The 24,250-nt window shown below is 71.8% G+C and carries 23 protein-coding genes and 1 riboswitch; of the genes, 7 read left to right on the top strand and 16 right to left on the bottom strand.

The genetic code is table 11. From position 1 onward, the window contains the following. Positions 1-60: 60 nt before the first annotated feature. Positions 61-603: a PadR family transcriptional regulator gene (locus ACIQVI_RS11180; protein WP_403594533.1), complete on the top strand. Its 543-nt coding sequence runs from the start codon at positions 61-63 to the stop codon at positions 601-603. Here the strand turns inward: ACIQVI_RS11180 and ACIQVI_RS11175 are convergent. The 5 genes from ACIQVI_RS11175 to ACIQVI_RS11155 all read right to left on the bottom strand — a co-directional run bounded on the left by ACIQVI_RS11175 (position 591) and on the right by ACIQVI_RS11155 (position 6,058). Then, positions 591-1,817 carry a hypothetical protein gene (locus ACIQVI_RS11175; RefSeq protein ID WP_403593891.1) on the bottom strand — a complete coding sequence of 409 codons (1,227 nt, stop codon included), beginning with the start codon at positions 1,815-1,817 and terminating at the stop codon, positions 591-593. The two genes, ACIQVI_RS11180 and ACIQVI_RS11175, sit on opposite strands and share 13 nt — an antisense overlap. Positions 1,818-1,868: 51 nt before the next feature. Further along, entirely contained in the window at positions 1,869-2,921 is a 1,053-nt protein-coding gene (locus ACIQVI_RS11170; RefSeq protein ID WP_403593888.1) for an NlpC/P60 family protein, read from the bottom strand. 193 nt (positions 2,922-3,114) lie between these two features. Continuing rightward, positions 3,115-4,164, bottom strand: coding sequence for an NlpC/P60 family protein (locus ACIQVI_RS11165; protein ID WP_351971125.1), 1,050 nt, complete (start codon positions 4,162-4,164; stop codon positions 3,115-3,117). Between the two features lie 254 nt (positions 4,165-4,418). Continuing rightward, entirely contained in the window at positions 4,419-5,783 is a 1,365-nt protein-coding gene (locus ACIQVI_RS11160) for an NYN domain-containing protein (protein WP_351971126.1), read from the bottom strand. A 32-nt stretch (positions 5,784-5,815) separates the two neighbouring features. Next, positions 5,816-6,058, bottom strand: a complete 243-nt coding sequence (locus tag ACIQVI_RS11155; protein WP_030205668.1) for a hypothetical protein — start codon at positions 6,056-6,058, stop codon at positions 5,816-5,818. A 159-nt stretch (positions 6,059-6,217) separates the two neighbouring features. Here ACIQVI_RS11155 and ACIQVI_RS11150 point away from each other — a divergent pair, with 159 nt between their 5' ends. Both ACIQVI_RS11150 and ACIQVI_RS11145 read left to right on the top strand, forming a co-directional pair. Further along, entirely contained in the window at positions 6,218-6,952 is a 735-nt protein-coding gene (locus ACIQVI_RS11150) for a rhomboid family intramembrane serine protease (RefSeq protein WP_351971127.1), read from the top strand. Then, entirely contained in the window at positions 6,949-7,230 is a 282-nt protein-coding gene (locus ACIQVI_RS11145; RefSeq protein WP_030205672.1) for an Lrp/AsnC family transcriptional regulator, read from the top strand. The genes ACIQVI_RS11150 and ACIQVI_RS11145 overlap by 4 nt, the downstream gene beginning before the upstream one ends. Positions 7,231-7,301: 71 nt before the next feature. On the opposite strand, the gene ACIQVI_RS11140 is transcribed toward ACIQVI_RS11145, so the two are convergent. From ACIQVI_RS11140 to ACIQVI_RS11115, 6 genes are all read right to left on the bottom strand, one after another. Then, positions 7,302-8,714: an aminotransferase class V-fold PLP-dependent enzyme gene (locus ACIQVI_RS11140; protein WP_403593881.1), complete on the bottom strand. Its 1,413-nt coding sequence runs from the start codon at positions 8,712-8,714 to the stop codon at positions 7,302-7,304. 208 nt (positions 8,715-8,922) lie between these two features. Next, positions 8,923-9,039, bottom strand: a riboswitch (SAM riboswitch). A gap of 86 nt (positions 9,040-9,125) precedes the next feature. After that, the gene (gene trpD, locus ACIQVI_RS11135) at positions 9,126-10,190 is read right to left on the bottom strand and encodes an anthranilate phosphoribosyltransferase (protein WP_351971129.1); all 1,065 of its coding nucleotides are present in this window, start codon (positions 10,188-10,190) and stop codon (positions 9,126-9,128) included. A 126-nt stretch (positions 10,191-10,316) separates the two neighbouring features. Further along, positions 10,317-11,942: a cytochrome bc complex cytochrome b subunit gene (locus tag ACIQVI_RS11130; RefSeq protein WP_351971130.1), complete on the bottom strand. Its 1,626-nt coding sequence runs from the start codon at positions 11,940-11,942 to the stop codon at positions 10,317-10,319. Continuing rightward, positions 11,939-12,991, bottom strand: coding sequence for a Rieske 2Fe-2S domain-containing protein (locus tag ACIQVI_RS11125; protein ID WP_351971131.1), 1,053 nt, complete (start codon positions 12,989-12,991; stop codon positions 11,939-11,941). The genes ACIQVI_RS11130 and ACIQVI_RS11125 overlap by 4 nt, the downstream gene beginning before the upstream one ends. Next, the gene (locus ACIQVI_RS11120; protein ID WP_351971132.1) at positions 12,988-13,797 is read right to left on the bottom strand and encodes a c-type cytochrome; all 810 of its coding nucleotides are present in this window, start codon (positions 13,795-13,797) and stop codon (positions 12,988-12,990) included. The genes ACIQVI_RS11125 and ACIQVI_RS11120 overlap by 4 nt, the downstream gene beginning before the upstream one ends. A 74-nt stretch (positions 13,798-13,871) precedes the next feature. Continuing rightward, the gene (locus ACIQVI_RS11115; protein WP_121828461.1) at positions 13,872-14,492 is read right to left on the bottom strand and encodes a heme-copper oxidase subunit III; all 621 of its coding nucleotides are present in this window, start codon (positions 14,490-14,492) and stop codon (positions 13,872-13,874) included. Between the two features lie 202 nt (positions 14,493-14,694). On the opposite strand from ACIQVI_RS11115, the gene ACIQVI_RS11110 reads away from it, so the two are divergent. Then, complete coding sequence (locus tag ACIQVI_RS11110) at positions 14,695-15,096, top strand: hypothetical protein (protein WP_403593876.1); 402 nt, start codon at positions 14,695-14,697, stop codon at positions 15,094-15,096. Positions 15,097-15,119: 23 nt separating this feature from the next. Here ACIQVI_RS11110 and ACIQVI_RS11105 read toward each other — a convergent pair whose 3' ends face one another. The 4 genes from ACIQVI_RS11105 to coxB all read right to left on the bottom strand — a co-directional run bounded on the left by ACIQVI_RS11105 (position 15,120) and on the right by coxB (position 19,589). Further along, positions 15,120-16,373: an Ig-like domain-containing protein gene (locus tag ACIQVI_RS11105; protein WP_403593873.1), complete on the bottom strand. Its 1,254-nt coding sequence runs from the start codon at positions 16,371-16,373 to the stop codon at positions 15,120-15,122. 122 nt (positions 16,374-16,495) lie between these two features. Next, positions 16,496-16,894: a cytochrome c oxidase subunit 4 gene (locus ACIQVI_RS11100; protein ID WP_121828458.1), complete on the bottom strand. Its 399-nt coding sequence runs from the start codon at positions 16,892-16,894 to the stop codon at positions 16,496-16,498. Further along, complete coding sequence (gene ctaD, locus ACIQVI_RS11095) at positions 16,891-18,627, bottom strand: cytochrome c oxidase subunit I (RefSeq protein ID WP_121828457.1); 1,737 nt, start codon at positions 18,625-18,627, stop codon at positions 16,891-16,893. The genes ACIQVI_RS11100 and ctaD overlap by 4 nt, the downstream gene beginning before the upstream one ends. Continuing rightward, the gene (coxB, locus tag ACIQVI_RS11090; RefSeq protein ID WP_389666126.1) at positions 18,624-19,589 is read right to left on the bottom strand and encodes a cytochrome c oxidase subunit II; all 966 of its coding nucleotides are present in this window, start codon (positions 19,587-19,589) and stop codon (positions 18,624-18,626) included. The genes ctaD and coxB overlap by 4 nt, the downstream gene beginning before the upstream one ends. A 302-nt stretch (positions 19,590-19,891) precedes the next feature. Between coxB and ACIQVI_RS11085 the strand changes: the two genes are divergently transcribed. Next, on the top strand, positions 19,892-21,280 hold the full coding sequence (locus ACIQVI_RS11085) for a cysteine desulfurase/sulfurtransferase TusA family protein (protein WP_403593867.1): 1,389 nt from the start codon (positions 19,892-19,894) through the stop codon (positions 21,278-21,280). A 41-nt stretch (positions 21,281-21,321) separates the two neighbouring features. Here ACIQVI_RS11085 and ACIQVI_RS11080 read toward each other — a convergent pair whose 3' ends face one another. Further along, entirely contained in the window at positions 21,322-22,296 is a 975-nt protein-coding gene (locus ACIQVI_RS11080; RefSeq protein WP_351971137.1) for a carbohydrate kinase family protein, read from the bottom strand. A gap of 129 nt (positions 22,297-22,425) precedes the next feature. Between ACIQVI_RS11080 and ACIQVI_RS11075 the strand changes: the two genes are divergently transcribed. Together ACIQVI_RS11075 and ACIQVI_RS11070 are read left to right on the top strand one after the other, a co-directional pair. Further along, the gene (locus ACIQVI_RS11075; protein WP_351971138.1) at positions 22,426-22,632 is read left to right on the top strand and encodes a hypothetical protein; all 207 of its coding nucleotides are present in this window, start codon (positions 22,426-22,428) and stop codon (positions 22,630-22,632) included. 76 nt (positions 22,633-22,708) lie between these two features. Beyond that, complete coding sequence (locus ACIQVI_RS11070) at positions 22,709-24,238, top strand: hypothetical protein (protein ID WP_403593863.1); 1,530 nt, start codon at positions 22,709-22,711, stop codon at positions 24,236-24,238. The last annotated feature ends 12 nt before the right edge of the window (positions 24,239-24,250 follow it).

Genomic DNA, 24,250 nt, shown 5'->3' with positions numbered 1-24,250 from the left:
GGCACCTCGAAAAGAGGTAGCATGGCGGCCGGTCCGACGACAAGCGAGAAGGGGGACCCGGTGCTGGAGCTGTCGATCCTGGGCTTCCTGTACGAGAGGCCGCTGCACGGCTACGAGCTGAAGGAGCGCATCCACGGCCTGAGCGGCCACGTCCGCCCGGTCAGCGACGGGGCCCTCTACCCGGCCATCACCCGCCTGGTGAGGAACGGCCTGGTCGACAGCCGTACGGAGCCGGGCGCGAGCGCCGCCCCGCGCCGGACCCTCTCGCTCACCCCGGAGGGCCGCCGGGAGCTGCTCGACCGGCTGCGCGCCCCCAAGGACGCCGAGATCACCGACGGCCAGCGCTTCTTCACCCTGCTCGCCTTCCTCGGCCACCTCCCCGACCCGGCGGACCAGGCGGCCGTCCTCCGCCGCCGCCAGGCGTTCCTGGACGTCCCGGCCAGCTTCTTCTACGAGGACGGGGCCCCGGTCGGCGCCGAGCGCGAGCCCGACCCCTTCCGCCGGGGGATGCTGCGGATCGCCCGCGCGACGGGCACGGCGGAGAAGGCCTGGCTGGCGGAGGCCCTGGAGGAGCTGGACCGCCGGGCCGGTCAGCCGAGCTGATCCGCCACGTAGGCGCGCCAGTCCTCGGTGAAGGCCTCCGGGGTGGTGTCCAGGACGTCGTGGAGCGCGTTCTCCACCGCGCCCTCCCGGCCCGGATGGGCGCCCACCGCCCGGTAGAAGGCGATGAGCTCCGCCTCGCCCCAGCGCTCCGCGATCAGCTCGCAGGCCAGCCAGCCGCCCTCGTAGGCCCGCGCCAGGGCCTCCGCGTCCCCGCCGAAGGCGAAGTCGGCGTCCTCGGGGAGCCGGGCGGGCGGCTCCCCGTCCCGGACCGCGCGGCGCAGCTCGGGGGCGGCCTGCGCGGGGGTGCGGTCCGCGTCCCGGTAGGCGATCCAGTCCGCGAAGCCCTCGGAGAGCCAGACCGGGGTCGACGGGGTGGTGTGGGCACGGGTGGCGACGTGGACGGTCTCGTGGGTGAGGACCAGCTGCCGGCCGAAGTCGCCGAGCATCCCGTACGCGTCGGGGTTGACGATCACCCGGTCGGCGGGGGCGTCCGCGCCCCCCTTGGTCTCGCCCGTGGTGACGGCCGCTATCCCCCGGTAGGAGTCCCCCGGCGCCCCGAGGAGCTCCCCCATGGCGTCCAGGGAGCCGGGGACGAGGACGACCACCCGGCGGGCCCAGTCCTCGGGCCAGGCGCCGGTGACGGCGGGGACCGCCCGGTCGGCCGCCGCCGCGACCTCCCGGAGTCGCGCCCCGTCCCGGCCGGTGCCGAGGACCAGCGAGCGGGCGCCCCGGACGACCGTGACGTCCCCCTGCTCCCACAGCTGCCGGGGCGCGCCCTCCGCGGGCCGCTCGCCGGTCACGTACCAGCGTCCGCCGCGCTCGGTGAGGTCCAGGATCCGGGCGGCGGTGACGGGCCGCCGGTCGTGGCCCCTGAGCCGGTGGCCGAGCTCGGCGCGGGCGGTGACCCGGTCGGGGGCGGTCCGCTCGACGCCGGTGACCTCGTACGACCAGCCGTCGAGCGGGACCACCGCGAGCCGCCGGTAGACGGTGAGGGCGGCCGGGGCGTAGGCGGGGTCGAGGGCGGCCCGGTAGCCGGGCTCGTCGCGGGCGAGGAGGGCCCTGGCGTGCGCGTCGAGGAGCGCCTGGATCTCCCGGGACTCGGCCCGGGCGGCGGGCCCGGTCCCCGCGCAGCCGACGAGGCCCGTCAGGGCGAGCAGCAGGGACAGCAGGCAGAAGACCGCCGGCCGTCGCGCTCCGTACCCCTGACCCGCCACGCCTCCGATCGTACGATCCGCACGGCGGACGCGGCTCCCGGGGCGGCCGCCTCAGACCCGGGTCACCGTCACGTGCGACATCATGCGCACCGGGTCGTAGCGGACCCGGGCGCCCGGGTAGGGGGCGTGGATGACCTGCCCGTTCCCGACGTAGATCGCCACGTGGCTGGCGTCGCCCCGGTAGGTGACGAGGTCCCCGGGCTGCGCCTGCGCGAGCGGCACCTGCCGGCCCGCGTACCGCTGGGCGGCCGAGGTGCGCGGCAGGGCGATCCCGGCCTGGCGGTAGGACCAGACCATCAGGCCCGAGCAGTCGAAGGCGGAGGGGCCGGTCGCCCCCCACACGTACGGCCTGCCGACCGCGCTCCGGGCGGCGGCCACGGCGGCGGCGACCCGCGAGGAGACCGGGCCGGAGCCGACGGCGGCGGTCGGCTCCCCGGCCGGGGAGCCGAAGGCCCCTTCGGCGCGGGCGTCCTCGCGGCCGCCGGTGCGGGAGGCCCGCTCGTCGAAGTCGGCACGCTCCTCGGCGGTGAGGGAGGCGAGCAGCCGGCGGGCCTCGGCGAGCTTGCGCTCGACGGTGCGCTTGTGGCGGGCGACCTCGGTCCGGCTGCGCTCCAGTTCGTCCAGGGCGGTGCGGGCCTCGCTGCGCTGCTGGCCCAGGCGGCGCTGCTCGCGCTGGAGTTCGCCGAGCGCGGCGCTCTGGCGGGCGGTGAGCCGGTCGAGGGCCGAGGCGCGTTCGAGGTAGCTGTCCGGGTCGGAGGAGAGCAGCAGGGCGAGGGCGGGGTCGATGCCGCCGGAGCGGTACTGGGCCCCGGCGACCGAGCCGAGGACGCCCCTCATGCGGTTGACGCGCTCCTGGCCGCGGGCCAGTCCGTCGCGGGCCCGGGAAACCGTGCGGCGCAGCGCGTCCGCCTTCTCGTCCGCCGCGTTGTAGCTCTCGGTGGCCCGCTCGGCCTCCTCGAAGAGGCGGTCGACCGTGGTCCGGGCGGCCCCGGTCCCGGCGCCGGGGTCGGCGCTCGCGGGGACGGCCCCGAGGGACGCGGCCGCGGTGGCCGCCGCGGCGGCGGTGAGGACGGTGACCCGGGCGGGTCGGCGGTGGGACGCCACGGATCGCGCTCCGTTCGGCTCGACGCAGACTGGCGCGGCAGACAGTAGCCGTTGCCACCCCCGCGTCCAACGAAGGCGCCGGGCACGCAAAGTGACGCCCCGCCGGAGAACACAGGTCACCGGCGGGGCGTCGGGTCAGCGCGGGTCGCGGGGAACCACCCGTTCGGGCGGCACGGCGCGGCGGGTCGCGGGGTCAGCCTCCGATGCGGACGCCGAACTGGAACGTGCCCATGTAGTCCATGGACTCGTAGCGGACGCTGGCGCCCGGCTTGGGGGCGTGCAGGATCGTGTTGTTGCCCGCGTAGAGGCCCACGTGCGACAGGCTGTTGAAGAAGACCAGGTCGCCCGGCTTGAGCTGGCTGCGGCCGATCTTCACACCGTCGTTCTGCTGGGTGTAGGTGACGCGGCTGAGGCCGGCGCCGGCCTGGCGGTAGGCCCACTGGGTCAGACCGGAGCAGTCGTACGCGTTGGGGCCCTCGGCACCGGAGACGTACGGCTTGCCGATCTGGGTGGCGGCGGCGCTGAGCGCGGCGGCGCCGAGGCCGCTCGCGGGGGCCTCGTTGCCGAGGTCGAGGCGCTCGCCGGCGGCGCGGCTGGCCCGCTGTTCCTTGGCCCGCTCCTCCTCCGCGATCCGGGCCTTCTCGGCCGCGGTGAGGGTGTTGAGGAGCTTCTGCGCCTCGGCCAGCTTGCCCTGGTACTTGCGCTTCTTGTCGCCGAGGGACTTGCGGACGCTCTCCAGGTCGCCGAGCTTCTCGGTGGCCTCGGCGCGCTGCTGGGAGAGGGTGCGCTGCTTGGCCTGGATGGCGGTGAGCACGTCGGCCTGCTGGGCGCTCAGCTGGTCGATCGCGGACGCCTTGTCGAGGTAGGTGTCCGGGTCGCCGGAGAGGAAGAGCTGGAGAGCCGGGTCGATGCCGCCGGAGCGGTACTGGGCGCTGGCGACCGAACCGATCTTGTCGCGCAGGGCGTTGAGCTCCTGCTGGCCGCGGGCCACCTTGTCCTGGAGCTGACCGATCTCCTTCTGCAGCTTGCCCCGGCGCTCGTCGGCCTGGTTGTACTGCTCCGTGGCCTCCTCGGCCTCGTGGTGCAGCGCGTCGACCTTCGACTTGACCTCGTCGATCTTGGGCTTGGCGGGGGCCGCCTGGGCGCCGGACTGGGCGGTGAGGGCGACGGCCGCGGCCGCGGTCACGGTGAGCACGGTCACGCGGGTGCGGCTCGGCTGCTTGGGTCGACGGTGGGACGCCACGAAGGCGATCTCCTTCTTCCTCGAGCCGCCAACCGGTCAGGGGCAGGCGGTTCCTCCGCCGTCACCCCGGATGGGTGATCAACCGCGCGAAGGTTCGAGCCCCGACCCTAGTGACCGAGTTGTGATCATTCAAATCCCACCGGAGAAAATCTCGCTCACGCACCACATTATTTACATACATCGCACGGGCAGTGAGGGGTGGTTGACGGTCCGCCGTCCACAATCCGGGCATAAGACCCAGGAGTTACGAGGGGTTACGAGAGCCGCGAAAGCCGCTTCAGCAACAAGGCGGACGCGACCGGACGCGCCCCCGCCTTCGCCACCCCGTCGGCCACCTCGCGGTCCGTGGAGACCACCACGACCGGCCGCCCCGGCGGCTCCGCCCGCACCAGCTGCCGGATCAACTCGTCGGCCGTGACGCCGGGCTTGGAGAACAGCACCCGCACCCCGCGCGGCGGCGCGAGCAGCACCGGGGCCGCCAGCTCCGCCCCGTCGAAGACGCAGGTCACCTCGGCGCCCGAGCGGGCCGCGAGGGCCGAGAGCCCGCCGAGCAGCCGCAGCCGCTGCTTCTCCAGCGGCATCGTCGGATAGCCGGTCTTGGTGACGTTGTAGCCGTCGACGACCAGATGGGTCTGCGGCAGCGACAGGAGCTGGTCCAGCAGCGCCGGATCGGTCTCGGAGAGCGCGCGCGTCGCGATGTCCTTCGGGGACATCCGCCCCGGCTCCACCGCGTCCACGGTGTCCGCCGGATGCGTCGAGACGGGCGGCAGCGCGAGTTCCCGGCGCAGCCCCTGGGCCGCGTCGAGGACCGTGTCGAGCAGCAGCCGCAGCCGCATGTCCTCCACCGAGCGCCCCTCGCGGGCGGTCCTGCGGCTGGCCTCCAGGGCCGCCTCGACCTCACCGAGCCGGGCCCGCAGCCGCCGGCTCTCGCTCTCGGCGGCCGACACCTGGGCCGCCGACTCGGCCCGCGCGGCCTCGATCTCGCCCTGGACCTTGCGCAGCGCGGCCTCGCCCCGCTTCACGTCGCTCTGCGCGCTGCGCAGCTTGCGGTGGAGCGACTCGGCCTCCTTGCGGGCCGCCTCCAGGTCGTGCCGCAACTGCTCGGTCTCGCCCCGGGAGCGGTCCCGGGCGGCGGCCAGCTCCTCGCGCAGCCGCTCCAGTTCGCGCCGGCCGGCCTCGTCGGCCCGCTCGGCGTCGGCCCGCAGGGCCTCCTCGCCCGCGGCGGCGACCAGCTTGACCCAGCCGGGCGGACGCAGCACGTAGGCGGCGGCCGCCACGTCGACGGGGTCGGCGGCCGCGGGCGGGGCGCCGCCCTCGACGGCTCCGGCCAGCTCGGGCTGACCCTGCTTGAACCGCTCGCCGATCCGCTGCCGGAAGAGCGGATCGCTCTCCAGGGCGGCCGCCATCGCGTTGCCGGCGAACTTGGCCCGCCGGCTCGCGGTGAAGCGGGCGTACTGCCGCAGGGGCGCGGGCAGCTCCGCGACGGTCAGCCCGCCGAAGGCGTCCGCGACCAGCGCGACGACCCGCCGCCGCACGCCCTCCGGCAGCGGGTGGTCGAGCGTCTCGGCAGCGTCACCTGCCGCGCCGGCCGGCTCTCCACCGTGCGCGGGCTGCTCCACGATCCGTCACCCCTATGTCGTCCGCGCCGTCCTCAGGAGGCGGCGCCCGGCCTGTCCACCAGTTCGATCCGGTCCACCGCGTTGCACCAGCGGCAGCGGACCGACTCGATGGTCTCACTGACCACCTGCCGCTCCTCGACCGTCGGCTCCCCCGCGAGGTCCAGATGGACGTACTCGACGACCTTGGACGAGCGGGTGACGTCGAAGCGGGTGAGGTTGCCGCAGAGCGTGCAGCGCCAGCGGGTCTCGGCGGTCGGCAGGGGAACCGTCGTCATCGAGCCGTCCTTCTTCCTGTTGCGTGGTACTCAGGTGCGGGAGCCGCGGTGCGCCGTCGAACTGCGGTCGTACTGCCCGCAACCCTACGGCCTCACGCGCGGGCGGGGGCACGGCGAGGCACTCTGTCCACTTCGTCCCGGGTGCGCCATCATCGGCCCATGATCGATTGGCGAAGCGCGGTGGCCGGGACCCGGCGGGGCGCCCGCGGCGGCCCCGCGGTGACGTACGGGCTCATCGCCGCCTGCTGCCTCCTCTTCGTGTGCGGCCCGGTCTCCGGAATGAACCCGGCGTATGGCACGGGGGACGCGCTCCTGGCGGCCCAGGGCTCGTACTTCCGCCGCTGGGGGGTCGTCCCCGCCGAGCTGATGGGCGGTGAGCCGCGCGCCCTGCTCACCCCGTTCACCGCGCTCTTCGTCCACGGCAGCTGGCTCCACCTGCTGGGGAACATGCTCTTCCTGTACGTCTTCGGCGCGATGGCCGAGGAGCGCATGGGCCGGGTCGCCTTCGCCCTCTTCTACCTGGCCACCGGCTACCTCGCCCTCGCCGGGTACGCGGCGGCGCACGCCCACAGCGAGCAGACCCTCGTCGGGGCGTCGGGGGCGATCTCCGGGGTGCTCGGCGCCTTCCTCTTCCTCTTCCCGCGCTCCCGGGTCACCAGCCTCTTCCCCTTCCTCCTCTTCCTGCCGCTGCGCTTCCCCGCCTGGATCGTGCTGATCTTCTGGTTCACGCTCCAGTGGATGGCCGCGCGGGCGGCGGGCGCGGGGCCCGGCGTCGCCTATCTGGCCCACGTGGTGGGCTTCGCGATCGGCTTCCTCTACGCCTGGGTGCGCTACCGGGGTGGGGATAGAGTGAAGGCCCCAGCCGCGGCGACCGAGGGAGAAAGCCAGCCGTGATCACCGCGATCGTGCTCATCAAGACCAGCGTGGACCGCATCCCCGAGATCGCCGAGTCGATCGCGGCGCTCGACAGCGTCAGCGAGGTCTTCTCGGTGACCGGCACGTACGACCTGATCGCCATGGTCCGGGTGCCGCGCCACGACGACCTCGCGGACGTGATCCCCGGCAGCATCAGCAAGATCCCGGGCGTCGAGGCCACGGACACGCACGTCGCGTTCCGCACGTACTCGCAGCACGACCTGGAGGCGGCCTTCGCCATCGGTCTGGAGTCCTGAGGCTCCGTACGCGCGCACAGGGTGAAGGGGCCTCCCGGTCGGGAGGCCCCTTCACCCGTACGAGTGAGTGATCAGCCGCGGTCCGGGACGCAGCGGCCGTCCTCGGTGCGGTACTTCCACTGGGCGCCGTTCCGGACGAGCTCCTTCACGGCGCCGACGAACCGCTCCACGTGCTCGTCGGGCGTACCGGCGCCGAAGCTGACCCGGATGGCGTTGAGGGACCGCTCGCCGGGCGCCGCCTCGGGGGCGCCGCACTCGCCCGGGTCCTGCGGGTCGCTGCCGAGCAGGGTGCGGACCAGCGGGTGGGCGCAGAAGAGGCCGTCGCGGACGCCGATGCCGTACTCGGCGGAGAGCGCGGCGGCGAAGTGGGAGCTGTTCCAGCCCTCCACGACGAAGGAGATGACGCCGACGCGGGGCGCGTCGTCGCCGAAGAGGGAGAGGACCCGGACCTCGGGGACCTCGGCCAGGCCCGCGCGGACCGTGGCGATCAGGTGGTTCTCGCGGGCGACGAGGGCGTCGAAGCCGGCCTCGGTGAGGGCCTTGCAGGCGGAGGCGATCGAGTAGACCCCGATGACGTTCGGGGAACCGGCCTCGTGCCGGGCCGCGGTGGTGTGCCACTCCACGTCCACACCACCGTCGGCCCGACGCGCCACCTTGCGGGAGGCGCCGCCGCCCGCGAGGTAGGGCTGGGAATCCTGGAGCCAGTCGGCGCGGCCCGCGAGGACGCCGGAGCCGAAGGGCGCGTACAGCTTGTGCCCGGAGAAGGCGACCCAGTCCACGTCGAGGTCGGTCACGGAGACCGGGTGGTGGGGCGCGAGCTGGGCGGCGTCGAGCACGATCCGGGCGCCGTGGGCGTGCGCGGCGGCGGCCAGCTCCCTGACCGGCCACAGCTCGCCGGTGACGTTGGAGGCGCCGGTGACGCAGACCAGGGCGGGGCCGTACGGGTCGCGGTCGGCGAGGGCCCGCTCCAGGGTCTCGACGGCCTGGGCCGGGGTCCGGGGCGCGTTGAGGTAGGTGACCCGGGCGTCCCGCCACGGCAGCAGCGAGGCGTGGTGCTCGGTCTCGAAGACGAAGACCTGGCAGCCGGCCGGGATCGCGGCGGCGAGCAGGTTGAGCGAGTCGGTGGTGGAGCGGGTGAAGACGACCTGGTCGCCGGGGCGGCAGTCGAGGAACTCGGCGACGGTGGCGCGGCTGTTCTCGAAGAGGTCGGTGGAGAGCTGGGAGAGGTAGCCGGCGCCGCGGTGGACGCTGCCGTAGTAGGGGGCGTACGCGGCGACGTCGTCCCAGACCCGCTGGAGGGCCGGGGCGCTGGCCGCGTAGTCGAGCGCCGCGTAGGTCACCTCGCCGCCGGTGACGAGCGGGACGGTCACGTCCCGGCCGAGGACGGGCAGCGGGGCGGCGCAGCAGGGGTCGGCGGACTCGGTGGCGACGGTCTCGGCGACGGTGGTCTCGACGGCGGCGACGGCGTGGGGGCGTGCGGACATGGCGGTATCTCCCGGCGGGCGGTGCGGAATGGCTTCGGTGATCCCGTACGCGGCCGGACACGGCGGGGTACGGGTGAGGCCTCGGAAGACGTGGGGGTACGCGGAAGGGACCCTGATCCGAGGGTGAAGAAGGGGCGGATTCGCCCTATCGCATTCGCTTGCTCACGGAAAAAGCTCCTCGAGAGACCAGGACCCCTGGTGTTCGAGGGGTCCGCGCTTGCCGTAGACCTCGCTGCCTACGGCCTGGTCATCACCCGGGGCACCCCGCCACGGACGGAGGGTTGCCGGACAGCAAGCCGGGGCCAAAACGCTGTCACTCGTGACCTGAAGAGCATCCTGCCACATGATCGCGGATGCGCAAGACCCCGGTCCGCATGGTGGACCGGGGCCGTACGGCGAAGGGGCCGGGAACTACGCGTTGCTGACGGCGATCCAGCGCTCCAGGGCCCGGCGGGCGGCGCCGGAGTCGATCGCCTCGGCGGCCTGCGCGATCCCGGCGCGGATCCGCTCCACCAGCGGGCCGTCCCCGGGTTCGAGGGCCGTGAGGGCCGCCGCCGAGTTGAGCAGCACCGCGTCCCGCACCGGACCGGTCTCCCCCGCGAGCAGCCGGCGGGCCACGTCGGCGTTGTACGAGGCGTCCGCGCCGCGCAGCGCCTCGACGGGCACCAGGTCGATGCCGGCGTCGCGCGGGTCGAAGGCCTCCTCGCGCACCGCGCCGTCGCGGACCACCCAGACCCGCGAGGTGGCCGTGGTGGTCAGCTCGTCGAGCCCGTCGTCGCCGCGGAAGACCAGGGCGGAGGAGCCGCGCTCGGCCAGCACCCCGGCCATGATCGGGGCCATCCGGGCGTCGGCGACCCCGGTCGCCTGGGCCCGGACGCGGGCCGGGTTGGTCAGCGGACCGAGGAAGTTGAAGGTGGTCCGGATGCCGAGTTCCTTGCGGGCCGCGGCGACGTGCCGCAGCGCCGGGTGGAACTTCACCGCGAAGCAGAAGGTGATGCCGGCCTCCTCGGCGACCTCGGCGACCCGGCGCGGGGTCAGCTCCAGGTTGACGCCGAGCTTCTCCAGGACGTCGGAGGCGCCCGAGGCGGAGGAGGCCGCCCGGTTGCCGTGCTTGACGACCTTGGCGCCGGTGCCGGCGACCACGATGGCGGACATGGTGGAGATGTTGACGGTCTTGGCGCCGTCGCCGCCGGTGCCGACGATGTCGACGGAGGGGCCGGGCACCTCGATCGTGTTGGCGTGCTCGTACATCGTCCGGACGAGCCCGGCGATCTCCTCGACGGTCTCGCCCTTGGCGCGCAGGGCGACCGCGAAGCCGGCGATCTGCGCGTCGGTGGCCTCGCCGCGGAGGATCCGGTCCATGGCCCAGGCGGTGTCCTCGGCGCTCTGGTCGCGGCCGGACAGCAGGCCGTCCAGGACGACGGGCCAGGAGCGGCCCGCCGTGGTAGGTCCTCCAGCGGGGGTCGCAGCGCTCATGGCAGCTCCTGGTCATCGCGACGTGACGGATACGGCCCCACCCTATCGACCCCCGGGGACGGCGAAGAGCCCCGTCCATCGGATGGACGGGGCTCTCGCCGTGGCGAACTTCAGGTGTTCAGGCGATCAGTGGTGGCCGTGGCCGCTCTGGATCTCCTTGTACTCCTCGACGGTGGGCTTGGCGATCTGGCTGTCCTCGCCGTAGTAGCCCTTGTTGAGCTTGACCCGCAGCTTCTCCAGGCGGCCGATCTTCCGCTCGACGCCGTTCTCGTCGACGGCCGGCGGCAGTTCGGCGGGCGCGTACTGCTCGTGCGCCGTGAGGCGGTGCAGCTCGCCCTGGCTGAGCGGCTCGTGGACCTCGACGAACTCGCCGTGCGGCAGGCGCTTGATGATGCCCGACTCGCGGCCGTGCAGCACCTTCTCCTTGTCCCGGCGCTGGAGGCCGAGGCAGATCCGCTTGGTGACGATGAACGCGATGACCGGACCGGCGAAGAAGAAGATCCGCACGAACCAGGTGATCGAGTTGATCGACAGGTGGAAGTGGGTCGCCCAGAGGTCGTTTCCACCACCCACGAGCATGATCATGTACGCGGTGATCCAGGCGACGCCGAAGGCGGTGCGCGTCGGAGCGTTGCGCGGGCGCTGCGCGATGTGGTGCTCGCGCTTGTCGCCGGTGATCCAGGACTCGATGAACGGGTAGACCGCGATCGCGCCGAGCACCGCCGGGAAGATCGCCAGCGGGATCATCACGCCCAGGACGAGCGTGTGGCCCCAGAGGTTGATCTCCCAGCCCGGCATCACACGGATCAGACCCTCGGCGAAGCCCATGTACCAGTCGGGCTGGGCGCCGGTGGACACCTGGTCCGGGCGGTACGGGCCGAGGGCCCAGATCGGGTTGATCGAGGCGATCGCCGCGATGACCGCGATGACGCCGAAGACCAGGAAGAAGAAGCCTCCGGCCTTCGCCATGTACACGGGCAGCAGCGGCATACCGACGACGTTCTTGTTCGTGCGGCCGGGGCCCTCGAACTGGGTGTGCTTGTGGACGAACACCAGGATGAGGTGGGCGACCATCAGGCCCAGCATGATGCCGGGCAGCAGCAGCACGTGCGCCGAGTAGAACCGGGCGACGAAGTCGCCGCCGGGGAACTCCCCGCCGAACAGGAACATCGAGAGGTACGTGCCGACGATCGGCACGGACAGGATCGCGCCCTGCATGAAGCGGACACCGGTGCCGGAGAGCAGGTCGTCCGGGAGCGAGTAACCGGTGAAGCCGGTGAACATGCCCAGGAAGAACAGCAGGAAGCCGAACAGCCAGTTGATCTCGCGCGGCTTGCGGAACGCGCCGGTGAAGAACACGCGCATCATGTGCACGAACATGCCGGCGAGGAAGATCAGCGCCGCCCAGTGGTGGATCTGCCGGATGAGCAGACCACCGCGCACCTCGAACGAGATGTGCATGGTCGAGTTGAACGCCTCGGACATCAGCTGTCCCTGGAGCGGGACGTAGGAGCCGGTGTACTCCACCTCGTTCATCGACGGGTGGAAGAACATCGTCAGATAGACGCCCGTCAGGATGATGATGATGAAGCTGTAGAGGCAGATCTCGCCCAGCATGAAGGACCAGTGGTCCGGGAAGATCTTCCGCATGTTGGCCTTGGCCAGCGTGTAGATCCCCAGGCGGCCGTCGGCCCAGTCGGCGACCCGCTCACCGGCGGGGGCCTTCTTCTTCGTATCGGTCACGGTGCTCATCCGCGCTCCCAGAAGGCAGGACCGACGGGCTCGTCGAAGTCGCCGAGCGCCTCCAGGAAGCCCTTCTCGTTCACGCCGATCCGCAGCTGCGGAAGGGCGTGACCGGCCGGGCCGAAGATGACGCGGGCGCCGTCGGAGAGGTCGAAGGTGGACTGGTGGCACGGGCAGAGGACGTGGTGCGTCTGCTGCTCGTACAGGGAGATCGGGCAGCCCACGTGGGTGCAGATCTTCGAGAACGCGACGATGCCCTCGTGCGACCACTCGAGCTCGCGCTTGTCCTTGATGTCCTCCGGCTGGATCCGGACGATCATCAGGGCGGCCTTGGCGATCTCGGTCTGGAAGTCGTGGTCGTGCTCCGAGAGGCCCTCGGGCATCGCGAAGGTCAGCGAACCGACCGCGACGTCCTCGGGACGCAGCGGCTCGTGCGTGTTCATGTTGATGAGCTGAAGACCCTTGGCCCACATCGTGGTCCGGAGCTTCTTCTCGGGCAGCGGGCCCATGTCGCGCAGCAGGACGATGCCGGAGAGCGGCACGAGCGACAGCGCGCCGAACATCGTGTTGCGGATGAGCTTGCGGCGGCCGATGCCGGACTCGGCGGCGCCGGCCGCGAAGTCCGCCATGACCTTCGCCTTGACCTCGGGCGACGCCGCGATCGGGTGGCGCTCGTCGGCGACCTCGACGTCGGACATCAGGGTGCGGGCCCAGTGGACCGCGCCCGCGCCGATGAAGAAGAGGGCCGCGCCGAGGGTCAGACCCAGGGCGAAGTTGAGCGCGGACACCCGGCCGAAGGGCCAGATGTACACGATCTTGTCGACCGGGAAGATCACGTACGAGGCGATGAAGCCGACGGTGGCCAGCATCGACAGCGTGAACATGAAGGCGACCGCGCGCTCGGACCGGCGGGCGGCCCGCTCGTCGATGTCCTGGATGCGGGGCTTGTGGGGCGGGAGGCCCGGGTCGGCGAACGGGTCGTCGGCGACCTTCACCGCGCCGTGCGCGGTGTCCTGCCCTGCCGGCAGGTTCTCTTCTGAAATCTCTTGGCTACTCATGACTTCTTGGCCTTAGCGGTGTGGGCCGCGACCCAGATGGCAACTGCGATCAGCGCACCCAGGCCGAAGACCCAGGCGAACAGGCCCTCGCTGACGGGGCCGAGGCCACCGAGCGAGAGACCGCCCGGGTTGTCGGCCTTCTCGCCGTTGACGGCCTGGACGTACGCGATGATGTCCTTCTTCTGCTGCTCCGGCATGGTCGTGTCCGGGAAGGAGGGCATGTTCTGCGGGCCGGTCTGCATGGCCTCGTAGAGGTGCTTCGGGCTCACGCCTTCGAGGCTCGGCGCGTACTTGCCGTGGGTCAGCGCGCCGCCCTCACCGGTGAAGTTGTGGCACTGGGCACAGTTGGTGCGGAACAGCTCGCCGCCCTTGGCGGCGTCGGCGCCCGCGGGGTTGTACTGCTTCTCGGTCGGCGTGATCGGACCGGCGCCCAGGGAGGCGATGTACGCCGCGAGCTGGTCGATCTCGGCCTGCGAGTAGATGACCTTCTTCTTCGGGACCTGGGCGCCCGGCTGCTGGGCCGGCATCCGGCCGGTGCCGACCTGGAAGTCGACGGAGGCCGAACCGACGCCCACGAGGGACGGGCCGTCAGTGGTGCCCTGACCGCCGGTTCCGTGGCAGCTGGCGCAGCCGACGGAGTAGAGCTTCTTGCCCTCCTCGATGGCGAGGGACTGGGCGGTTTCATCTGCCTTCGCGGTGCCCGCCGGCGCGAACGCGGCGTACAGCCCCCCAGTGGCCGCCAGCGCGAGGAGTAGGACGACGACCGCCGCCAGCGGATGGCGTCGTCGTGCGGAGAGCTTTTTCACGGATTACCCCGGTGTCAGGATCTTCTGCGTCGATGCTTGCTGGATGTCTCGGTCCGCCGGGTCGGCGGGACCGATTACTTGATCATGTAGATCGTGGCGAAGAGGCCGATCCAGACGACATCGACGAAGTGCCAGTAGTAGGACACGACGATGGCGGCGGTTGCCTGCTCGTGAGTGAACCTCTTGGCGGCGTACGTCCGGCCCAGGACCAGCAGGAAGGCGATGAGACCGCCCGTCACGTGCAGGCCGTGGAAGCCGGTGGTCAGGTAGAACACGGAGCCGTACGGGTCCGACGAGAGCGAGAGGCCCTCGTGCTTCACCAGCTCGGTGTACTCGAAGACCTGGCCGCCGATGAAGATCGCACCCATCACGAACGTGATGATGAACCACGTCCTGAGCTTCTTCACGTCGCCCCGCTCGGCGGCGAAGACGCCGAGCTGGCAGGTGAGGGAGGAGAGCACCAGGATCGTGGTGTTGGTCGCCGAGAACGGGAAGTTCAGGGCGTCTGCCTTTTCCGTCCAGAAGTCGGCACCCGTCACCGATCGCAGGGTGAAGTACATCGCGAAGAGGGCCGCGAAGAACATCAGCTCGGAGCTCAACCAGATGATGGTTCCGACGCTGGTGAGGTTCGGTCGATTGACCGACGGGTGTGCGTGCCCTGTTTCTACTGTCGTTACTGTCGCCACGACCGACATTATGTCGGTCGCTTATCCCGCCCTCACTCCGGGGGGTGCCGTTCGGAGTGTCAGGGGGGTGTGTCCAGCCCGAACGGCCCAGTGCGGAGCCCCCGGGACACCCTTCGAACAGGTGTTGAACGGGTGTTGACGGGCTGTGGACCGGAGTAGCATCCGCCGCGTCGGACGACGACCTTCCCACGGACTTCCCCACGGAGGAACGATGCAGTCGAGTGCCACGGTCCTGGTCTACAGCGACGACGCGAACACGCGCGCGCAGGTGCGGCTCGCGGCCGGACGCAGGCCCGCGGCCGACGTTCCCCCGGTCGAGTTCGTGGAGTGCGCCACACTTCCCGCGGTCCTGGAGCGGCTGGACGCGGGCGGGATCGACGTCTGCGTCCTGGACGGCGAGGCCGTGCCGGCGGGCGGCATGGGCGTCTGCCGGCAGATCAAGGACGAGATCTTCCTGTGCCCACCGGTGCTGCTGCTCATCGGGCGCCCGCAGGACGCCTGGCTGGCCACCTGGAGCCGGGCGGACGCCGCGGTCACCCTTCCGGTGGAACCGGTCGAGTTCGCGGCGTCCCTGGCCTCCCTGCTGCGCTCCCGCCTCTCGCTCGACGCCTGAGCCGCGTGAGCTGACCGGGCCGGTCAGAGGGAGGGCCGCAGCCGGGCCTGCTCGGTGGAGACCACCGGTTCTCCGGCGGCCTCCACCAGGGCGCTGCCCTCCCGCCACTTGTCCCAGGACAGGTTCCAGTCGCCGAAGCCGTTGCCGAACCCCTCCATCGTGTCCCCGGAGCTGTTGACGGTCTTCACGATGTCGCCGGCGCGGACGGTCTCGAAGAACCAGGCCGCGTTCCCGGTCGACATGCCGACGCAGCCGTGGCTGACGTTCGCCACGCCCTGGGAGCCGACCGACCAGGGCGCGGCGTGCACGTACTCGCCGCTCCAGGTCACCCGGGTGGCGTAGTACACCGGCAGGTCGTACGACTCCGAGCTGCCCTCCGCGATGCCGACGGTGGTGCCCCGCATCCGGACGTAGTACTCCTTGCCGAGCACCACCTTGACGCCGTTGCGGGTGTCGAAGCCGGGCTTGCCGGTGGTGACCGGAATGGTGTTGATCACTTCTCCGTTGCGCTTCACCGTCATGTGGTGGGTGTCGGCGTCGGCGATGGCCTCGATCCGGTCGCCGATGGTGAGCTTCAGCGGCTGGGACGCGCCGCCGTAGAGCTTGTCGCCGACCTTGAGGCCGTCCAGGTTGCCGCTGACCGTGACGCGCGCGCCGGCGGGCCAGTACTCCTTCGGGCGGAAGTGCAGCTTCTTGTCGTCCACCCAGTACCAGGAGCCCTCGACGGAGGGGGTGGAGCGGACCTTGAGGGCCCGCTCGACGATCGCGCGGGAGGCCCGGTCCTTGACGGGGAGGCTGAGCTCGGCGGTGATGGGCTGTCCGACGCCGTACGTGCCCGCCTCCGGTCCGAAGGCCGCGGTCAGGGCCCGCTCGGCCGGGGCCGTCTCGAAGGCGAACGTACGGGCGCCGGGGGCGCCGTCCTCGTCCTCCGTGGCCACCCGGACCGTGTAGCGGGCGCCGGCCGCCAGGGTGGCCGTGGAGCGCCAGCGCCGCCCGTCCGCGGTGAGCTCGCCCGCGAGGTGGCGCCCGGAGGCGTCGACCGCGGTGACGTCGGTGATCCGGCCCTCGTCGCCCTTGGCGGTGATCTCCAGGGGCTTCTCGGGGTCCGCCTTGGCTCCGTCGGCGGGGGCGCTGACGGCGAGCTGGTCCGCCGCGTCGTACGCCTTCACCGTCAGCGGGTGGTCGTCCGATCCGGCGCACGCGGTGGCGCCCGCGGTGACGGTCACGGCCAACAGGGTGCAGCTCAGAACAGTCCGAATGCGCGGCGTGTCGTTCATGACCTCACCGTAAGAACAACCCTCGGAGGGGGCGCGCCGAGTGCGGCAAAAGAGGGGCCCGGACACTTCGGTGACGAAGCGTCCGGGCCCCTCGGTGTGCTCCGGTGCGGAGCGGGGTACGGCTACTGGTTCTGGTTCTCGCCGCGGTAGAACTCGAAGACCCAGCCGAACAGGCCGACGAGGATCAGCGGGGCGGAGAAGTACAGGATCCACCAGCCCATCGCGACGGCGAGGAAGGCGAGCGCGCCGCCGATGCCGAGCGAGAGCGGCTGCCAGCTGTGCGGGGCGAAGAAGCCCAGCTCACCGGCCTCGTCCGCGACGTCGGCCTCCTTGTCGTCCTGGGCCATGGCGTCGACGCGCTTGGCCGTGAAGGCCAGGTAGTAGCCGATCATGATGGCCAGGCCGAAGGCCAGGAAGAGCGCCGTCGTGCCGACCGGCTCCTTGGACCAGACGCCGTACAGGATCGCCATGGCAAGGATGAAGACGCTCAGCCAGATGAACATCTTGCCCTGGATCTTCACTTGCCGGCCTCCTTGCTGCCCGTGAGGGCCTCGGCCTCGTGCGGCTTGTTCTCGAGCTGGTCGAGAGCGGCGATCTCAGGGTGGTGCAGGTCGAACGCCGGGGATTCGGAGCGGATCCGCGGCAGGGTGAGGAAGTTGTGCCGCGGCGGCGGGCAGGACGTCGCCCATTCGAGCGAACGGCCGTAGCCCCACGGGTCGTCGACCTCGATCTTCTTGCCGTACTTGGCGGTCTTCCAGACGTTGTAGAAGAACGGCAGGATCGACAGGCCCAGCAGGAAGGAGGAGATCGTCGAGATCGTGTTCAGCGCGGTGAAGCCGTCGGCGTCGAGGTAGTCCGCGTAACGACGCGGCATACCCTCGGCACCGAGCCAGTGCTGCACCAGGAAGGTGCCGTGGAAGCCGATGAACAGCGTCCAGAAGGTCATCTTGCCGAGGCGCTCGTCCAGCATCTTGCCGGTGAACTTCGGCCACCAGAAGTGGAAGCCGGCGAACATCGCGAAGACGACGGTGCCGAAGACGACGTAGTGGAAGTGCGCCACGACGAAGTACGAGTCGGAGACGTGGAAGTCCATCGGGGGCGAGGCCAGGATGACGCCGGTCAGACCACCGAAGGTGAAGGTGATCAGGAAGCCGATCGTCCAGAGCATCGGTGTCTCGAAGGACAACGAGCCCTTCCACATCGTGCCGATCCAGTTGAAGAACTTCACGCCGGTCGGTACGGCGATGAGGAACGTCATGAAGGAGAAGAACGGCAGGAGCACGCCGCCGGTGACGTACATGTGGTGGGCCCACACGGTCACGGACAGACCGGCGATGGCGATCGTCGCGGCCACCAGGCCGATGTAGCCGAACATCGGCTTGCGGCTGAAGACCGGGATGATCTCGGAGACGATGCCGAAGAACGGCAGGGCGATGATGTACACCTCTGGGTGTCCGAAGAACCAGAAGAGGTGTTGCCAGAGCAGGGCGCCGCCGTTGGCCGCGTCGAAGACGTGGGCACCGAACTTGCGGTCCGCCTCCAGGGCGAACAGCGCGGCCGCCAGGACCGGGAAGGCGAGCAGGACCAGGACACCGGTCAGCAGCACGTTCCAGGTGAAGATCGGCATACGGAACATCGTCATGCCCGGAGCGCGCATACAGATGATCGTGGTGATGAAGTTGACCGAGCCGAGGATCGTGCCGAAGCCGGAGAAGGCCAGACCCATGATCCACATGTCGGCGCCGACGCCCGGCGAGCGGACGGCGTCCGACAGCGGGGAGTAGGCGAACCAGCCGAAGTCGGCCGCACCCTGCGGGGTGAGGAAGCCGGCCACCGCGATGATCGAGCCGAAGAGGTAGAGCCAGTACGCGAACATGTTCAGCCGCGGGAACGCCACGTCGGGCGCGCCGATCTGCAGCGGCATGATCCAGTTCGCGAATCCGGCGAACAGCGGCGTCGCGAACATCAGCAGCATGATCGTGCCGTGCATCGTGAACGCCTGGTTGAACTGCTCGTTCGACATGATCTGCGTACCCGGACGGGCCAGCTCGGCGCGCATGAAGAGCGCCATCAGGCCGCCGATGCAGAAGAAGGCGAACGACGTGACCAGGTACATGGTCCCGATCGTCTTGTGGTCGGTGGTCGTCAGCCACTTCACCACGACATTGCCGGGCTGCTTGCGGCGGACGGGCAGCTCGTTCTCGTACGAGCCCTCGACCGCGGCGGCACCCTGGGTTTCGTTGTGGATGCTCACAGTTGGTTCTTCTCCGCATTCCTGGCCGGGTCCGTCTGCTCGATGCCAGACGGGATGTAGCCGGTCTGCCCCTTCTCGGCCAGCTCCTTCAGGTGCTGCTGGTAGCGCTCCGGGGAGACCACCTTGACGTTGAAGAGCATCCGGGAGTGGTCGACACCGCACAGCTCGGCGCACTTGCCGAGGAAGGTGCCCTCACGCGTCGGGGTCACCTCGAAGGAGTTGGTGTGACCCGGGATGACGTCCTGCTTCATCAGGAAGGGGACCACCCAGAAGGAGTGGATGACGTCGCGCGAGGTCAGGACGAACCGGACCTTCTCGCCCAGGGGCAGCCACAGGGTCGGGCCCGGGTTGCCGGTCTGCGGGTTCCGGTCGCCGGGGATGCCGGCGTCGTAGACGCCGCCGGCGTTCTCCGGGAAGTCCTCGATGAACTTGTCCGGAATCGACGCGAGGTTCTTGTCCGTCTTGGCGTCGCCCTTCACACCGGGCACGTTCTCGACGTAGTTGAAGCCCCAGCTCCACTGGTAGCCGACCACGTTGACGGTGTGGGCGGGCTTGTCGGAGAGCTCCAGGAGCTTCGACTCGTCGCGCGCGGTGAAGTAGAAGAGCACCGAGACGATGATGAGCGGGGTGACCGTGTACAGCGCCTCGATGGGCATGTTGTAACGGGTCTGCGGAGGTACCTCGACCTTGGAGCGGGTGCGCCGGTGGAAGACGACGGACCAGAGGATCAGGCCCCACACCAGTACACCGGTGACGAGGGCGGCCGCCCAGGAGCCCTGCCACAGGGAGAGGATCCGGGGAGCCTCTTCCGTGACGGGGGTGGGCATACCAAGGCGGGGGAAGTCTTCCCAGTTGTACGAGCAGCCGGTGGCTGTCGCCAGGATCAGGCCCGCAGTCAGCACCTGCGGCAGCTTCCGCCGCATCGGGCGCCGCGACGAGCGGTCGGAGCCGTTGGGACTCACGTAGCGCCTTCCCGAGAGTCTCGGCCCGCGTTGGTCGGCCACGGCCGTCCGTCTCGCTGGTCGGTCGCCGCCCCGTGCCGCGGGCAGGGGTTTGGATGTTTATGCGGACCAAACCCTACTGGACGCTATTTGGGGTCGCGCGGGGAGGGTGCCCAACGCGCCGTCCGACTCCCCGAAGGGGTGGAGTCCGGGGTTCCGCAGGGGGGTCGGGCACGCCCGTTCGGCGGCCCGGCGGCCGGTCGGGGGCGGTTCTGACGAGGGCTCACCGGGGGCCGGGGCGGGGCACGCTCTACGGTGGGTGGATGCCGTACTTCGACGCCGCGTCCGCCGCCCCGCTGCACCCCGTCGCCCGTCAGGCGCTGCTCGCCTCCCTGGACGAGGGGTGGGCGGATCCGGCCCGGCTGTACCGGGAGGGGCGGAAGGCCCGGCTGCTGCTCGACGCGGCGCGGGAGGCGGCGGCGGAGGCGGTGGGCTGTCGCCCCGACGAGCTCGTGTTCACTCCTTCGGGGACGCGCGCGGTTCACGCGGGGGTCGCCGGGGCGCTCGCGGGCCGCCGGCGCGTCGGGAACCGGCTCGTGGTGTCGGCGGTCGAACACTCCTCCGTCCTGCACGCGGCCGGGACGCACGCGGCGGCCGGCGGGACGGTGTCCGAGGTGCCGGTGGACCGGACAGGGGCGGTGGACGCGGCGGCCTTCGCGGCGGCGCTCGACGGGGGGACCGCCCTGGCGTGTCTCCAGTCGGCCAACCACGAGGTGGGGACCGCGCAGCCGGTGGCCGAGGTCGCCGAGGCCTGCCGGGGGATCGGCGTGCCGCTGCTCGTGGACGCGGCCCAGTCGCTCGGCTGGGGTCCGGTGGAGGGCGGCTGGTCGCTGCTCGCGGCGAGCGCGCACAAGTGGGGCGGCCCGGCGGGGGTGGGGCTGCTCGCCGTGCGGAAGGGGGTGCGGTTCGCCCCGCAAGGCCCGGCGGACGAGCGGGAGTCGGGCCGGGCGCCGGGCTTCGAGAACCTGCCGGCGATCGTGGCGGCGGCGGCCTCGCTGCGGGCGGTCCGGGCGGAGGCGGCGGCCGAGGGGGCCCGGCTGCGGGAGCTGGTGGACCGGATCCGGGCGCGGGTGCCGGAGCTGGTGCCGGACGTGGAGGTGGTGGGCGATCCGGTGCGCCGGCTCCCCCACCTCGTCACCTTCTCCTGTCTCTACGTCGACGGGGAGACGCTGCTGCACGAGCTGGACCGGGAGGGTTTCTCCGTTTCGTCCGGTTCCTCGTGCACGAGTTCGACGCTGACGCCCAGCCACGTGCTGCGCGCGATGGGGGTGCTGAGCGAGGGGAACGTCCGGGTGTCCCTGCCGGCCGGCACCTCGGCGGAGGACGTGGACCGCTTCCTCGGCGTGCTGCCGGGGGTGGTGGCGGGGGTACGGGAACGGCTCGGCGTCCCGGCCGCGCCCGCCGCGGCCCCGGCGGCCGGCCCCGGCTCCCTGGTCGTGGACGCGCTGGGGCGGCGCTGCCCGGTCCCGGTGATCGAGCTGGCGAAGGTGATCGGCGACGTCCCGGTGGGCGGCACGGTGACGGTCCTGGCGGACGACGAGGCGGCGCGCCTGGACATTCCGGCGTGGTGCGAGATGCGGGGCCAGGAGTACCTGGGCGAGGAGCCGTCCGAACGGGGCGGCGTCGCGTACCTGGTGCGCCGGACGTCCTGACCGCGCGGGCCCGGGGCGTCCCGGGCCCGGCGGGGGCGGGGTCAGGCCAGGTGGGCGTGGACCTCGGCGGCGGCCTCGTCGCCGTACGCCTTGGTGAAGCGCTCCATGAAGTTGGCCCGGCCCAGGGTGTACTCCTGGGTGCCCAGGGTCTCGATGACGAGCGTGGCCACCATGCAGCCGACCTGCGCGGCGCGCTCGTGGCCGACGCCCCAGGTCAGACCGGTGAGGAAGCCGGCCCGGAAGGCGTCGCCGACGCCGGTCGGGTCGACCTTGGCCGTCTCCTCGGGGCAGCCGACCTCGATCGGGTCCTCGCCGACCCGCTCGATGCGCACGCCGCGCGAGCCGAGCGTGGTGACGCGGTGGCCGACGCGGGAGAGGATCTCCGCCTCGGTCCAGCCGGTCTTGGACTCGATGAGGCCCTTCTCGTACTCGTTGGAGAAGAGGTAGGTGGCGCCGTCCAGGAGGGTGCGGATCTCCTGGCCGTCCATGCGCGCGATCTGCTGCGAGAAGTCCGCGGCGAAGGGGATGGCCCGGGTCCGGCACTCCTCGGTGTGGCGGAGCATCGCCTCGGGGTCGTCGGCGCCGATCAGGACCAGGTCGAGGCCGCCCACGCGGTCGGCGACGGCCTTGAGCTCGATCAGCCGGGCCTCGCTCATGGCGCCCGTGTAGAAGGAGCCGATCTGGTTGTGGTCCCGGTCCGTGGTGCAGACGAAGCGGGCGGTGTGCAGGACCTCGGAGATGCGGACCGAGGCGGTGTCGACGCCGTGCCGGTCGAGCCAGGCCCGGTACTCGTCGAAGTCGAAGCCCGCGGCGCCCACCAGGACCGGACGGCTGCCGAGCTGCCCCATGCCGAAGCAGATGTTCGCGGCGACGCCTCCCCGGCGCACGTCCAGGTTGTCCACGAGGAAGGAGAGGGAGACCGTGTGCAGCTGGTCGGCCACCAGCTGGTCGGCGAACCGGCCGGGGAAGGTCATGAGGTGGTCGGTGGCGATGGAGCCGGTGACTGCGATACGCACGGCGGGCGCTCCTGCGGGAAGGCGGTAATGACAGTTCACGCTACCCGCTGGGGGCGGCCCTGCCGAACAGTGGAAACTACCCCAGAGTAGGTCTTTTCTCCGTGGGCCGGTGGTGCGTACGGTGCGCCCATGAGTCTCTACCCCGCTCCCCGTGAGCGACACGAGTCCGAGCTGAGCCTCGCGCAGCTGCGCGGCGACGGCGCCCGGATGGCCCCGCACTGGGTGGCCCCGGTGGAGCCGGAGTCCGCCCCGGTCTCCCCCGCCCTGATCAACGGCGTGGTCGTGCCGGCCGCCTCGGCCCGGCTGATCGACGCCACCGCCGAGTACGGCGGCTGACGGAACCGTCCGGGCTCCCGCTCCGTCCCACCGGTGTCTTCGCACGGAGACGACCCAGGGCCGAAGGAGCTGAGCCGTGAGCGGTACGGAGAACGGTCGGAGGCGGCGGACGCTGCTCACCGCCTCGGTGGCGGCGGGCGTGCTGCTCGCCGGGGGCGGCGGGGTGTACCTCGCCACCGCGGCGTCCGGCGGCGGCACGGACGGCGCGAGCCGGTCCGCCGACGCGGCCGCGGCCCCGTCGCCCCCGCGCCCGGGGAGCGACGGCGGTACGGACGGCGGTGCCGGGATCGCGCCCGGCGAGCCCGACCCGGGCGGCGGTCCGCGCGGGACCGTCTACAAAGCCAAGGGCCCACTCCCCCAGGGGCCCTCCTCGGCCGCGGTCCACCGGCCGGAGGGCCTGGTCACCTCGGCGGAGGTGACCAGGCTGGCCGACGCGCTCGGCCTCTCCGGGCGCCCCGTCCTGACCGGCGACGTCTGGTCGATCGCGCCCGAGAAGGACGGCTCCGGGCCGCGCCTCGACGTGGCGCGGAAGGCGCCGGGGAACTGGACGTACTCCTGGTACGAGGGCGGTCCGGTCGGCGACACCTGTCTCAAGGGCAAGGCGTGTCCGCCGCCCGGGGAGACGAAGCCCTCGCGCGGCGGCTCGCCGGTGAGCGAGGCGGCGGCGAAGGCCGCAGCGGCACCTGTCCTGAAGGCGATCGGCCAGGACGACGCGAAGGTGACCGCCGCCCAGGTGATGAACGGGTCCGTCCGGGTGGTCAACGCCGAGCCGGTGGTGGGCGGCCTGCCGACCTACGGCTGGTCGACGGGGCTGCACGTCGAGCCGGACGGCCGGGTGTCCGGCGGGAGCGGGATGCTCAAGGAGCCGGCCGAGGGCGACTCGTACCCCGTGGTGGGGGCGGCGAAGGCGCTCGCGGAGCTGAACGAGGACTCCAGGGGGACGGGCCCGATCGGCATCGGCGGCTGCGCCACACCCGTCCCGCACGGAGAGCCGGGGGCGGACGTGCCGGGCGCCGGGAAGCCCGGGGTGGACGTGCCGAGCGCCGGGAAGCCGGAGACCGGCGGGGCCCCGGGGGCCGGGAAGCCCACGGGTGAGCCCGTTCCGCCCTGTCAGTCGCCCGCCGACCAGGGCCCGCCGGTCGAGGTGCCGGTGACGGGCGCGGTGTTCGGTCTGGCCGCGCGGGACGTGGACGGCGAGCGGCTGCTCGTACCGGCGTGGCTGTTCACGGCGGATCCGGTGGACGCGGCGCCGCACACGGTGGTGCGCACGGCGGTCGAGGAGCGGCACCTGGCGCCGCCGGCGACGACCCCGCCGGTGCCCGACGAGAGCCCGGCGCCGTCCCGGCAGATCCAGTCGTACAAGCCCGGGGACGACGGCCGGAAGCTGACGGTCGCCTTCTGGGGCGGGGTGTGCAGCACGTACGGGGTCAGGGCGGAGCAGACCCCGGAGCGGGTCGTCCTGCGGATCGAGGAGTCCGTGCCCGACCCGGACCGGGTGTGCGTCGCCATGGCGGTGGAGGTGGTCCTGACGGTGGACCTGGACGCCCCGCTCGGCTCGCGGCCGGTGGTGGACGGGGCGAGCGGCGAGGCGGTGCCGCGCCGCTGACGTCTCCGTAGA

Origin of the sequence: Streptomyces sp. NPDC098101, assembly GCF_044760185.1 — a bacterium.
Classification (GTDB): Bacteria; Actinomycetota; Actinomycetes; order Streptomycetales; family Streptomycetaceae; genus Streptomyces.
The sequence above is the reverse complement of the archived record's forward strand: the minus strand, read 5'-3'. Positions and strand labels throughout refer to the sequence as shown.

Coding starts and splice junctions, on each gene's coding strand:
- ACIQVI_RS11115 (WP_121828461.1), bottom strand. CDS start 14,492: ATGTCGGTCGTGGCGACAGTAACGACAGTAGAAACAGGGCACGCACAC.
- ACIQVI_RS11140 (WP_403593881.1), bottom strand. CDS start 8,714: ATGTCCGCACGCCCCCACGCCGTCGCCGCCGTCGAGACCACCGTCGCC.
- ACIQVI_RS11130 (WP_351971130.1), bottom strand. CDS start 11,942: ATGAGCACCGTGACCGATACGAAGAAGAAGGCCCCCGCCGGTGAGCGG.
- ACIQVI_RS11125 (WP_351971131.1), bottom strand. CDS start 12,991: ATGAGTAGCCAAGAGATTTCAGAAGAGAACCTGCCGGCAGGGCAGGAC.
- trpD (WP_351971129.1), bottom strand. CDS start 10,190: ATGAGCGCTGCGACCCCCGCTGGAGGACCTACCACGGCGGGCCGCTCC.
- ACIQVI_RS11155 (WP_030205668.1), bottom strand. CDS start 6,058: ATGACGACGGTTCCCCTGCCGACCGCCGAGACCCGCTGGCGCTGCACG.
- ACIQVI_RS11085 (WP_403593867.1), top strand. CDS start 19,892: ATGCCGTACTTCGACGCCGCGTCCGCCGCCCCGCTGCACCCCGTCGCC.
- ACIQVI_RS11150 (WP_351971127.1), top strand. CDS start 6,218: ATGATCGATTGGCGAAGCGCGGTGGCCGGGACCCGGCGGGGCGCCCGC.
- ACIQVI_RS11110 (WP_403593876.1), top strand. CDS start 14,695: ATGCAGTCGAGTGCCACGGTCCTGGTCTACAGCGACGACGCGAACACG.
- ACIQVI_RS11105 (WP_403593873.1), bottom strand. CDS start 16,373: ATGAACGACACGCCGCGCATTCGGACTGTTCTGAGCTGCACCCTGTTG.
- ACIQVI_RS11075 (WP_351971138.1), top strand. CDS start 22,426: ATGAGTCTCTACCCCGCTCCCCGTGAGCGACACGAGTCCGAGCTGAGC.